This window comes from Candidatus Erwinia haradaeae, from assembly GCF_900698885.1.
GTDB classification, from domain to species: domain Bacteria; phylum Pseudomonadota; class Gammaproteobacteria; order Enterobacterales; family Enterobacteriaceae; genus Erwinia_E; species Erwinia_E haradaeae_H.
Genome location: NZ_LR217705.1, coordinates 566,648 through 580,293, shown reverse-complemented (window position 1 = coordinate 580,293; position 13,646 = coordinate 566,648). Strand labels below are relative to the sequence as shown.

Here is a 13,646-nt window from a genome sequence, read left to right as displayed (position 1 = left end):
ATAATGAATGAAAAAGTAATTTTAAAATTAATTAAAATTATTATTAGATGTACCCATAATGCATAATTGTTTACTATAAGTAACGCAACGCATAATGAACATGATGCAGTATAAAAAATAATCTCTAATCTTGATCTTAAGCATGTCATTTATTTTCCATTTAACAGACATCCTTCCATCAACAAATATCAATTGAAGAGGTCAGAAACTTACTATTACATCTTTTTTGACATTAAATTGTATAAAAATTTTTATACAAAATTTTTATACAATTAGAGTAGTTGATCTTAATTTAAACTAATTATATTGATAAAATAAAATTTAAGCAATTTGTGTTAATATTCAGAAACAGTCAAATTAAAATAAAATGAAAATCCTTATCTTATTTTCTAGTCGTCATGGTCAAACGAGAAAAATTTCATATTATATTTCTCGAATTTTACAAAAAAAAGTGGAGTGCTGTACTCAAAACATAGAAAGCGCTTGTGACATTAATTGCTTGCAATATGATCGAATTCTAATTGGCGCGTCGGTTTACTATGGTCATTTTCACCCATCATTCGAACAATTTATAAAAAAAAATGCAAATATATTAAATCAGGTTATTAGTGGTTTTTTTTCCGTCAATCTTGTTGCGCGTAAGCCAGAAAAACGCACACCAGAAACCAATCCATATACTCGAAAACTCCTGTTGAAATCACTATGGAAACCTGATTGTTGTGCGGTATTTTCTGGCGCATTGCGTTATCCTGATTATAACTTCTGGGACCGTTTCATGATTAAACTTATTATGCACATCACGCAAGGTGAAACTGATAGCAGAAAACCATTTATAGAATATACTGATTGGACACAGGTAAGTTCTTTTGCTAATAAATTTTTAAACTTTCACAAACTTTAAAATAAAAACCCTTCCTAAATCTAAAAAATATTTTTAGATTTTAATCTTTATGTAAAGTTTAGCAGTATACTCCCTGCAAGAGCCCGTATGATATACCTCAATGGTCTGTAATTGCATGAATTAAAAAAAGACAGTATGTTAAAAAAGAGCAATAATAATTACTCTCAGAGTATTTTATATTAATCTTGAGTGCTGTCTACTGTTTAAAAACATACAGTTATAAAAGATTACAGGTCTGCTACTGGAGATGATAATCTTCGATATACTATAGTTTTTATTATAAACAGTGCACAAATTGAATGTTTATTTTACTAAATTTTTTATTTATTAATTTTAGACAGATAAAGAAATCTAATTTTTAGTATCAGACTAGATTTTTTAATCTATAAAGATTGATAGCTAAATAATAAAAAATTATATTTATATATCGCATTGATTTTAAGGTCTCAAAATTAAAAAATTTTACTGTGTATATTTCGTCAATCATGCTTAGATTGCATGCCCTATATAAATTAAATAATATATCAATGGCGAGATATACGCAAAGTAATATAAAAACACATTAAAAAATTTAAATAAATTGCATTAGTGTTGATTGTTAGCATAAGACATTCAGAATTAATACTCTGGCTATGTATGACTTGATTAAATCTTTGTGCATTATGCGATAATAAATAAAACCATAGTGATAAAAAATAAAAAATAATTAGTAGAACATAACCTGAGCTTTTATTTCATAAAGAAAAGTTAGATCATAAATTCAGTAAGTTTTTAATTTTTAATTTTTAATTTTTAATTTTTAATAAAATTATATAACAGACGAAATAGTCATGAATAATTTAGATATAAATTAGATATAAATGCATTAATATAATTAAATACATTTTATAAACTAGAAATAACAGGTTTCTATGATTATTTTATGAGTCTCGAGATTATATTAATAAATTTTTTTAACTAATATAATCTTTGGACTATGAACGAATAATTGAAACAAATTATATATACTATAATTAACGATGACAAATAATATTAATCACTGAAATATAAAAATGTATTAGAAGAAATTAAAGTGTAGTTAGAATATAAGTTACTACGTTAAATAATTATCATTATGATAATCATCATTACAAAATATTTTTTAATAAAAAATATTTTACTAGTTTTACAATTAATAGAATTTTACAAATAGCACATTGTTATAAACAGTATATTTTTATATTTTCATCTTCCTAATACTGAATTATATATATTCATATATACTTAATAATATTTAATAAAGTAATTATGAAAAATAATAAAAACCAGTAAAAATCTTTTAATTTCTATGTTTATAGTAATTATTTTCTTTACTATAAAAATAGTGCTGCACTAATCATCAGTGATTAAAAATATTAATTCAATACTATTGAATAAATTAAATCTAAATAAAAATTGATTATATTTTTAGTTATTAAATCTAAATATTGTATGTATGTATATATATTTATATATTTAATAATAATTGTAAAAAGTCCTAATAAATAGCTTTCACTAAAGTGAATACATCATAAGTTGTTACATCCAGTCATAATTTAATTATTTTATTATATAAATAAAAGAAATGGATAACATAAGAGCACTTTCAGTGCTATTCATATGTAATTATTTTAAGAAAAGATTCTTAATAGATAATAATTTTCAACTTACTTAAATACACCCATATGTTTGTAGGAGAATTGATGAGTGTTATAATTTTAAATCTTCAGATTGCCTGTAGCATGCCACAGGGTTTACCGAAAAAATCTAATTTTTTAAAATGGGTGTCGGCAGCTCTACCAAAGTGTAAACAAAAAAAAGAGATTACTATTCGTCTAGTCGATGAAAAAGAAAGCCGTGCATTAAACTGGATGTTTTGTAAAAAAAATCAACCAACTAATATTCTTTCTTTTCCTTTTACAGCGCCTTCTTATATAAAAATACCTTTATTAGGTGATTTAGTGATTTGCCGTCAAGTTGTCGAGTTAGAAGCATTGTCACAGAATAAATCACTTGAAGCGCATTGGGCGCACATGACTATTCATGGCAGTCTGCATTTATTGGGTTATGATCATTCCTCGCAGTCTACCGCAGAAGAAATGGAAAAATTAGAGACTAAAATCATATTATTACTTGGTTATTCAGATCCCTACATAGCCAACATAGAATAAATTTGTTTATTAACATAGTGATAAAAATAAAAATTTTTGGTTATCACTCTACTGATCTGATTTTTTATTCTAATTTTAATCAATTAATTATTCTTTATAGTAAAGAAAAATATTTCTATCACCATTTACTCAGTAAATAATAATAAAAATTATTTAGATATACATCTATTTTTAATATTAGGTTAGTAACCAATAGATAGATCATCGAGTAGTAACAATTTACTACTGTTTTATTTTATATTTATCACATATTTTACACAATTACTAATGTAATCAGTTATGTTTCTAATCATTAAAAATTATAATGTCTCAAAAATTGTAAATTAAATATTTTTATCTATTGTTAATTCCTTGCCCCTAAAAGAAACAGAAGTTTATGTATTAATATATTATATTATAATGTATATTATAATATAATATATTAATACATAAACTTTAATTTATTTATAAAATTACTTAAAAGAAAAATTCTAATTTTTTAAAAAAATAATTTTTTTAAAAAATAAAATATTAAATAATATTATTATATATATTTCAAAGTTATCAGAGATTCTCTTATATAGCTATATCTATATGTAGTAGTTTATATATTTATATATTTAACTAATAAGTATTAACTAATAAAAGACTCTTTTATTTCTATTTAGTTTAATGATAAAGTCTTAATGTTAATTTAAATAATAAAAATTAAAATATTTTATTAGATTTTATAATATTTATTATTTTTGATTTTTTTAAATTTTAAAAAAATAAATTGGATTTATATAGTTAGCAAGACTAATAAATTTATCACATATTATATGTATTATAATATAGTTATATATAAATGATAGTGAAAACTTATCATACAAAAAATAGTTCTTTTATTATATAAATTCAAATATTTAACATCAAACACTAATGCTATATATAACTGTTTTAAAAATATTTAAAAACTATATAATAATTTTTATTAATCATTAATATTTTATATATATTCAATATAATTTTTTATTAATTATTATATGAATTTTATTCAAAATATTATATTTTATAAAAATTAATGTTAAAAAATATTTTTGTATATATCTAAAACCATTAATGGTCATTATCACATTAGAAAGATAATAGTGAATCAATTCACTAAATATATTAACTAGATAAATATCATGATAAGCCAACATAATATGTTTCTCATATGGAACTCTTAAGCAACTCCTATAATCAGTATTTACGTTTATTTGCAGCATTTTTTACAGGTGCTCTTGGTACACTGAGTTTCTCTCCATACGACTTTTGGCAGGCTGCCATTGCGTCATTATGTGGATTACAGAGTTTAACATTGCATCGAACTATGCGCCAGGCGAGCACAATTTCGTTTATATGGGGCTTAGGTTTCTTTGGTAGCGGATTGCATTGGGTTTATATCAGCATTAACACTTTTTATGGAATTTCTTGTATATTTAGTATTTTTATTTTATTTTTACTATCTTCTTATCTAGCTTTATACCCTCTTTTATTTATTGTACTACTAGACAAGCTATGTGCCACAAATTTATTTCTTCGCCTAACAATCGTGGCTCCAATAATTTGGCAAATTACTGAATTTTTTCGTAGTTGGGTATTAACTGGCTTTCCATGGTTACAATTTGGTTATAGTCAAATTAATGGCCCACTCAAAGGTCTAGCTCCATTAATGGGAGTGGAATCAATAACTTTTTTCTTAATGATGATTTCTGGATTAGTTGTGTATGCACTTTTAAAAAATCGATTTATTGTTATAGTCTTCATTCCGCTAATATTTATAATTAGTGTGGTATTAAGTAAAATAACTTGGTATTTACCAATAAAGGAACGTATGGTAAATGTTGCTTTAGTTCAAGGCAATATCTCTCCATCAGTAATACAGTCTCCTGAGCAGATAGAAAAGATTCTCTCAATTTATATGCAACTCAGTAAGCCCTATGTTGGAAAAGTAGCAATTATCATATGGCCTGAATCTGCTCTACCTGATTTTGAATCTAATCAGCAATTTTTTCTGCAATCTAGTGATAAAACTCTACGAATGTCTGGAACTACTTTAGTCACTGGAATTATAGATTCTCGTTTTGAAATGAACAGCTATTCTACTTATAATACAATTATTGTAGTAGGTAGCGATATTCCTTATCGTTACTGGAGTGAAAATCGTTATCAAAAGAACCATTTAGTACCTTTTGGCGAATATCTTCCTTTAAAAACTATTTTACGATTTTTTATACCGTTTTTTGATTTTTTGCCATCTGAATTTAGTCAAGGAAAATATATTCAGCCTCAGTTACAAGTAGCAGGTTATCATATTACCCCAGCGTTATGCTATGAAGTAATATTAGGACAAAAAATGCGCGATAATATACGTACAGATACTGATTTTTTACTAACTATATCAAATGACGCGTGGTTTGGAAGTTCAACTTGCCCATGGCAACACCTACAAATGGCACAAATGCGCGCGCTAGAACTAGGAAGACCCCTATTGTATGCTACAAATAATGGTGTAACAGCCATTATTAATGCTAACGGTGAAATTTCTCATATAATTCCACAATGTGAATCAAAGGTTTTAATGGCGCAGGTGACACCAACTTCTGGTTTAACACCTTATGTACGATTTGGGCACTTTTTGGCATGGGGTTTAACATTATTATTTTCTCTTATTTGGTTATTGTGTATTTTTTTACATATTTAAATTATGTAACTAATATTTTTAAAAAATCTAACATGCATGGTTAACATAATCTACTGAATTTAACCCTGATGCAATATATAATTTTATTATTTAGTATAATTGCTTCAGTAAATATTCACAAATTATTATAGAGATAACATACTAGAAAAACGAATAAAATATAAAATATATATTTTATATAACCTTATTTAGAATTTGATTCTGAATAACTTTGTCATAATATATTTATGATCAAAATCATATTTTATATTACAAGATTATTGTAATATCCTATGAGTTTATAACTAGTGCTTAATATTAGATTTTTATAATTTAAAGAGAAATAGCGTTTTAAGCCAGAGTTGGTAAACTAATAACATAAATTATATCATCCCTTGCTAGATTGATGCAAAAAATAAAAAATTACCTTTATATTGACAATTTTTTAATGAGCATAGAATATTATTCTACCAACATGAATAATTCTACATAGTTTCCCTCTTATCTAACAACTAAAAAGGTTTAATAAACTAATTAGGTTGTTAGATGAGAGGGAAAATAATTGATATAATTATATTTACGATTATCATTGCTGATAGCGATCTTTGCATTACCCAGAAAACACATTGAAGAGTATTTATTTATTTTTCAGCTATCAAGTATTTCTATTAAATAACATTTAACTACAAAATCTATTTTGATGGTTTGATGCAGGAATATTTTAAAATTTTAAAAAAATAAAATATAATTATTGTTATATATTTCTAATTTTACAATACAATGATAATTTTTTATAAAAATATAATACAATATTAAATATTTTTTATTAATGTAGTATGTATTGCTTTCTGACTTACTTTATTATGAAATGTTACATATTTTTGAATATCACTACATTTTTCAAAATATGATTTAGTCATATCTTTAGTGATTTAGTCATATCTTTAGTGTCAAATTAATAAAAATCTATAAAAAATATTTTATAGTTATGTATTCTAATAACTATATAATGATTAATAAAATTATATATATTACCAAAAAATAAATAATTATCCTGAGAGAATCTGCATTGGGTTGCAAACTATAAATTATGTATGTTGTGATTTTATGTATTTTCTAATATCGGATTACAACAATCCTTCCAAATTTTATTAAATACCATGTTGGTATAAAATACCCAATGCTTTTCACTAATCAATAATATACAGAGATTCTTTACTGATATTTTTTATATGATGTCACTTAGCATCTGAGCTTATATTCTAAATATTGTTTTGCATAACATTTAAGAGCTATTAAGGATATGTAAATAATGATACTTTTTCAGTATAATGCAAGATATATTAATGATATTATCAGAGATAAGTTATTGATAATAGTCAATAATAACACAATATTTGTTCTTATTTAAATTTATAACTCTTTAAAAGCATTTAAAATCCAAAATTCGTTATAATGCTTAATATTTTATAAAATTTCATTGTATATATTCTAATAATAGTCACTTAGTATAGAGCAAAGCTTTTGATAATCATCATAATTTGTAATTATCTGAATACCAATAAACTGATTATTCTTAACGCAGATAAACAATAAATATATTTTGCTAAAAACTATAGCGCCTAATTTATTCTTATCTAAGAGTATAAAATAATTTTCTGTTAAGAGCATAATGCTTGTATAAAAATGTTTATTAAAAATAATATGTTTTTATATGACTCATCAGATTTTCGAGATATTGTTTATAGAATATCTCTATAACTTATGTTCTGCAGCATACAGAAATTATAATATAGTTAAAAATTGTCTTATAATTTATTCTTTTTGATTTTGGAGATTATCATAAAAACTAATGTCATTAATTGTAAATTTTTTAATCTTTACTAGAATGCGTTATAATCCAACATTTTATTATAGAGTGAGCATGAGTGAAATCTTTAGATTGGATTTTAGCAGTGATCTCAGTAGCTATCATCCCTATAGATTCCAAGCCAAATAAGTGCATTTTAAACCCATGTTTATTGTTAGAAAAAAATATTTTTCCGTGCATACGTAACAAACGTTTTAAGTACCAAAGCAATTCTAGGTAATCGCGTTGTACATCAAAACTTCTGTTCATTTTTTTTGAATTAGAAAAAGTAGGAGGATTAACAAAAATTATATCGAACTTTTCTGTAGCATGGCGAATCCAGTGTAAGCAGTTAGCTCTAACAAAGTAATGTTTATTTCCAGAGAGGCCGTTGAGGCACATGTTCCGCTTGGCCCATGCAAGATATGTGTGAGACATGTCAATACTTGTTGTGCTCAAGGCTCCCCCTAGCCCAGCATATACACTAGCGCTACCAGTATATGAGAATAGATTTAAAAAGTCTTTTCCCCTACTAAGTTTCCCTAGTATTTTTCGTATAATGCGCTGATCTAAAAAAAGTCCAGTATCAATATAATCAGTTAAATTAACCAATAATTTTGCATCAAATTCAGCCACTAAAAGATAATTGTCATTCTGGTCTATTTTTTTATACTGCCGTTCCTTTCCTTTTTGTTTAATTCGAGTTTTTAATACTACTCTATTGACTGGTTGTTTAAGTACCTCCAAGGTAGTAGAGATAATATTTAAAAGATGCTGGAGCGTTTTAAATGTGTTAATAGTGGTCGGCGGTGCATACTCATGAATAACGATCCAATTACCATAACGATCCACAGAAACCTTGCAATCTGGTAAGTCTCGATCATAGATGCGATAACATTCAATGCCCTGAATTCTTGCCCATGTATCTAGTTTTTTAATATTTTTGCGTAGGCGATTAGCGTAATCTATAACATATTGATTTACATATATGTCTTTTTTTTGATCTATTATTTGGTTATATTTCTGAATGTACTCCTGTATGCCATGAATATCTTTAAGCTGATTATTTATCTGTTGTTGATAATATGAAAAATTCTGCGTTATAGAATCTAATAAGGATATATTATATAATTCATTATAGATCTTCATAATGCACCTTAAATAATAGTAATAGATAAATATTTCTTTTTCTCAAACCATTTTTCAGGAGTTGCATTAGATATAACTAACATTAATAACTTTTAATAAAAAAATGAAATCTGCAGTTAATTATGATTAATCTATTTGTAACATCTAGCGCTAAACAAAAGAATACCTATATTATAAAAAGATTATATTTTTATGAGAAAATCTATAGCATGACTAGGTTATTATCAATTCTGTTATTTTTAGATAACTATTTCACTGGCATATATTAGTTAGAAGAAACTAGTTAGAGGCAATGTATATAGTATAAAAAGATTTTTTTAATCTTATAGACTGAATTTTATTTAGCTATCTATATCAATAATGTTAATATATTATGGTTTTTAAAACTCCAGTCAGCAGAGGTTGTCTTTTTGAAAAATCAGTCTGATTTTTAAAATCACATATGATTCACATCATTTTAAGGATAACGCATATCACTAGATAAAATGCTTTAAATATTAATTGATACACTCTACGTTGAGTAGTTAGTGTAATTTTAGTTCAGTTTCTCATCCCAGGGAACCAAATGCATTGCATAGATCAGCAGATACTGATTTTTATGTATATTATACAAAAACAAGTTTATGTACTAACTATTAACCTTAATGATTATAATGTAAACTAAATTAACTTATTGTTATTTATATAACATAATACAAATTATCTAATTATTAAGACTTGGCTAACGCAGAACTTTTTATGTACGATAAATACGAATATATCTTATTATTAGCTAATACTCTAAAATTATGTTACGGATTCTATCCTGATTCACATAATGTATTTTATATATGATACTTAAAAATTGATTTTTAATATCAACCTTTTTATAAAAAATTGACAAATATATAAGCTGATCTTCTTAGTTTTATTCTTTTTTTAATCTTACTAAAGAGATGGCGTGATTATAAGTTTTTGTCATAATTAAATTGGCATATTTTCGTGTCGGTAAAATATTTTCTCTTAAATTTCTATAGTTGATCTCATTCCATATGTTACTTGCAATTAACATAGCGTCCCGAGAGGATAATTTTGCATAATCATGAAAATAGGAAGATGGATTAATGCAAGAGTTTTGACAAAATTTTAGAAAACGACTAGTGTACCAATTTTTTAATAGCTCATTTGGTGCATCAATATAAATTGAAAAATCTACAAAATCTGATATAAAAATCTTATGATAATTGTGAGAATAATTCGTGTTACGTTGTAAAACGTTTAAACCTTCTAATATAAGAATATCCGGATGTCGGATAGTTTTATGACAGGATGGGACAATATCATATATTAAATGAGAATACACCGGCGCGTTAACCTGTGAAACACCTGATTTTAAATCTGCAACAAATTTTACTAAACGATTTATATCATAAGATGAGGGAAAGCCTTTTTCTTGTATTAACCCGCGTTCGGTTAAAATAGAATTTGGGTATAAAAATCCATCAGTTGCGATTAATTCAACGTACTGATACACCGGCCATCGACTTAATAGTACCTGTAATATACGAGCTGTAGTGCTCTTACCCACTGAAACGCCACCAGCGATACTAATAATATAAGGAATTTTTTTACTATTCGCCCCAAAGCATTTCTTGAGTACCATTTCACGTTTTACGTTAGAAGTTATATAGAAATGTATTAATTGAGCAAGCGGTAAATAAATCTCTATAACCTCTTGCATTGAAAGATCTGCGTTTACCCGTTTTAAACGGATGAGCTCGCTCTTTTGCAAGGTTCTTGGTACTGCATCAGGTAATCCCGCCCATTGGGTGCGATTAAAGTACCAATAAGGTATGGTTCGCATAGAGTCTTTGTTCTCATGTGTGCTACTAATAGAAATTTAAACAATTTCACCCAATAGCTTAGCAACTGAATACCGGTCCTAATCATTATAAATGATATAACACAAATAACTCTATAAAATAATAGTTATAAATTATTCAGAATAAAAAATAAAATTTTTTAACAAGACATGATTACTAGCGGTCTATTAGACAGTTTTATATTTATTTAAAACAAAAAACTATTCTGCAAAAAACATAATATATATCAATTTTGATTTAAAAATACACAAAATTATCACTAATAAAACATCAAATTAAAAAATAAGACTATAAAATGTAACTATTAATTAAATTAATAGGATCTTTTTTATTTTATCTCAATTAATACAAACCATGGATAAATATCATCATGACTTTTAGAACTCCTATGATCTATCAATATTTTTGCTACGAAAACCCAATGACTATCATATAAATTGCATGCACATATATTATGTATATAATATTTCGAATTTATTTTAATTCATAATTGCAGAAATGAGATTATATTCATAGTATTTTGACTCTTAAACAATCTTTATTCTACTTACAGAAGTTACATAAATATATTTATAACGATAATAGATGACTATCTTAGTAAAGATAATAAAAATACATTATTAGTATTAACGTGATTATATAGATAGATATGTTGTAAAGTATTTTCTTTTTTTAAAAGAAGACAATTACCATAAGAACTGATAAAATCATTTATCATGTAATATACAGTTTATTGACTTGTCTGTAGTATAGCATTTAAAATAGATAATTTCGTTAGGTAAAAATAAAATAAAAAATTTTATTTTATTTTTACCTAACATATAATAATTGCGAATTATAACTAATACAATCGATCCTCATCTAAAATTTTTATATAAAATCGTTCAGCATTTATCTTAAAACAAGATATATTATAATTATTTTTTAGGGTTTTTATTTTTTAAGATTTATTTAAAGATATTGAAGAATATTCTTGCTCGATAAAAATTCATTTAAATTACAAAATACATTCCATATAGAGATTTTAATTACTATGTTCAGATATGCAGATATTTTAAAAAAATGTCAATTATCAGTAACATTTTATCTAAACATAGATATGATGATTGATATCTGATATATTAGTTATATATCCAATTTTCATTGGAACTGATAATTATAATCTTTCATTATAGCACTAATGATAATTAAACCTGAGTTTTAACCCTATCTCGAAAAGTAATCAATCAATAATAAAAATATTCTTATATATCTTCTGTTAACTACAACTTACCATATAATATACACCATAAGATACAAAAAAACTGACGTAAGTGGAATATTAAGTAGCAAACATAAGCGATGTATAATAAGTAATTTGGATGTATAATTATAAGTAATATCGTTTCTCTTTTATGATCCAGGAAATATAAATAAATAACTAAAGTTTATCATATAAATAGTAAAAAATAGTTTAACAATACTATTGTAGTATTTGTTGTTGCTTATACAATAACAATTGTACTAAATTATTTAAATACTCACTTATTAAATTTATTAAGTTAGGATTTTATGTAACTTAGATACATTCTTATACTTAATAAGTAACGTACCATAGTATGGTTAATGTACATTTTTTTGTAAAAATCCCACAAATTAACTTATATGGAGAATGATAAATGATATAGGTTACTGGAAAAACATAGTAAATAATACTATTATAATATATATACTAAGATGATAATAAATAAGATATTTTAATTTCTCTATCAAAAAATAATAACACTTGATTATAAGATATGATTAGTAGAAACAGATTTTTTGCAAAGTTATGATAGATAACATAGAGAAATTTAAACTTTAAATTAAATACAGTGATGATATTGAATAATAATAAAAAATTATTAAAATATAATACTTAACAGAATTAATCAAGAATATTTGAAATTATTTTTTTAAGTATAGTCATTTGAAGTGTGCCGTCAAGTTGATGATACCTCGTATTATCCATTAACATTTCTGTAGTATAATGTTTTATCAGAGGGGCCGTTCTTTGATGATATTCAGTTAATCGTTGGTAAACTATTTCCCTTTCATCATCGTTACGCATAATTAATGGCTCCCCAGTTATGTCATCTTTGCCTGGGGTTTTTGGCGGATTAAATTGTGTGTGATAAATCCGACCTGATCTTTCGTGTATTTGACGGCCAGTGAGTCTTTCAATAATTAATTGATCTGGAACCTGAAATTCTAAAATATGATCAACCTTAATACCTAATGCTTTCATAGCATTCGCTTGAAAAATCGTACGAGGAAAACCATCTAATAAAAAACCTGTGCAACAATCTGCTTGAGATAGGCGTTTCTTTACTAAGGCAATAACAGTTTCTTCAGTAACCAACTTTCCAGCATCCATAGTTTTCTTAATTTGTTTTCCAAGCTTTGAGTTATATTTTACAGCAGTACGTAATATCTCACCCGTGGAGATAATTGGAATACTGTATTGACTTGTAATAAAATTAGCCTGAGTTCCCTTTCCTGATCCAGGTGGCCCAAGCAGAATAATACGCATTATAATACTCTCCTCATTCATGAATGCATGAGTACATGAGCGCATGAGTGCATGAATCTTTTTTTTGCAATAATTAAAAGATAGCATCTCGGCATCATAACCACAAGTAAGGGTCGTGAGACAATCTGTTTTAATAGATATTAGCAGTATAGCGTGAAATACTAGTAACTTAAACTAACAAGATACTTTAATAGTATATTGGATGGTAATAATTCTTCACTGATATTTTTCACATTATTAATTGACTAAAAGTAACAAATTTGAAGGTTTTTTATTTTCATCAAAATATTTAAACCACATGCATGTAATGAAAAGTTTTATCTTCTAAGTTGAACATTCAGTAAATTTTAATGCTATCTAGAATTTGATGTAGCACATGTATAAAATACATTCTCTATTAATTTATATGGTATCAAATAAATATTTGGTACCTTAATTTAAAGATTAAATATCAACATA

Annotated in this window: 6 protein-coding genes; 3 read left to right on the top strand and 3 right to left on the bottom strand. The window is 25.4% G+C overall.

Going from position 1 to position 13,646, the window contains the following annotated elements:
• Nucleotides 1-367: 367 nt before the first annotated feature.
• The 3 genes from hemG (at nucleotide 368) to lnt (ending at nucleotide 5,797) form a co-directional block, all read left to right on the top strand.
• Entirely contained in the window at nucleotides 368-901 is a 534-nt protein-coding gene (hemG, locus tag ERCISPPS3390_RS01820; RefSeq protein ID WP_197095142.1) for a menaquinone-dependent protoporphyrinogen IX dehydrogenase, read from the top strand.
• Nucleotides 902-2,622: 1,721 nt separating this feature from the next.
• The gene (ybeY, locus tag ERCISPPS3390_RS01815) at nucleotides 2,623-3,090 is read left to right on the top strand and encodes an rRNA maturation RNase YbeY (protein ID WP_197095141.1); all 468 of its coding nucleotides are present in this window, start codon (nucleotides 2,623-2,625) and stop codon (nucleotides 3,088-3,090) included.
• 1,177 nt (nucleotides 3,091-4,267) lie between these two features.
• Nucleotides 4,268-5,797, top strand: a complete 1,530-nt coding sequence (lnt, locus tag ERCISPPS3390_RS01810) for an apolipoprotein N-acyltransferase (protein WP_197095140.1) — start codon at nucleotides 4,268-4,270, stop codon at nucleotides 5,795-5,797.
• Nucleotides 5,798-7,649: 1,852 nt separating this feature from the next.
• On the opposite strand, the gene ERCISPPS3390_RS01805 is transcribed toward lnt, so the two are convergent.
• The 3 genes from ERCISPPS3390_RS01805 to adk form a co-directional block, all read right to left on the bottom strand.
• Nucleotides 7,650-8,774: a class I SAM-dependent methyltransferase gene (locus ERCISPPS3390_RS01805; protein ID WP_197095139.1), complete on the bottom strand. Its 1,125-nt coding sequence runs from the start codon at nucleotides 8,772-8,774 to the stop codon at nucleotides 7,650-7,652.
• 907 nt (nucleotides 8,775-9,681) lie between these two features.
• A complete protein-coding gene (gene coaA / locus ERCISPPS3390_RS01800) occupies nucleotides 9,682-10,617 on the bottom strand; it encodes a type I pantothenate kinase (RefSeq protein WP_197095138.1) in 936 nt (311 codons plus the stop codon).
• A 1,925-nt stretch (nucleotides 10,618-12,542) separates the two neighbouring features.
• A complete protein-coding gene (adk, locus tag ERCISPPS3390_RS01795; RefSeq protein ID WP_197095137.1) occupies nucleotides 12,543-13,187 on the bottom strand; it encodes an adenylate kinase in 645 nt (214 codons plus the stop codon).
• Nucleotides 13,188-13,646 lie beyond the last annotated feature (459 nt).

Bases quoted from the DNA above. Each gene is read 5' to 3' on its own strand.
- hemG (WP_197095142.1), top strand. From the start codon at position 368: ATGAAAATCCTTATCTTATTTTCTAGTCGTCATGGTCAAACGAGAAAA.
- ybeY (WP_197095141.1), top strand. From the start codon at position 2,623: ATGAGTGTTATAATTTTAAATCTTCAGATTGCCTGTAGCATGCCACAG.
- lnt (WP_197095140.1), top strand. From the start codon at position 4,268: ATGGAACTCTTAAGCAACTCCTATAATCAGTATTTACGTTTATTTGCA.
- ERCISPPS3390_RS01805 (WP_197095139.1), bottom strand. From the start codon at position 8,774: ATGAAGATCTATAATGAATTATATAATATATCCTTATTAGATTCTATA.
- coaA (WP_197095138.1), bottom strand. From the start codon at position 10,617: ATGCGAACCATACCTTATTGGTACTTTAATCGCACCCAATGGGCGGGA.
- adk (WP_197095137.1), bottom strand. From the start codon at position 13,187: ATGCGTATTATTCTGCTTGGGCCACCTGGATCAGGAAAGGGAACTCAG.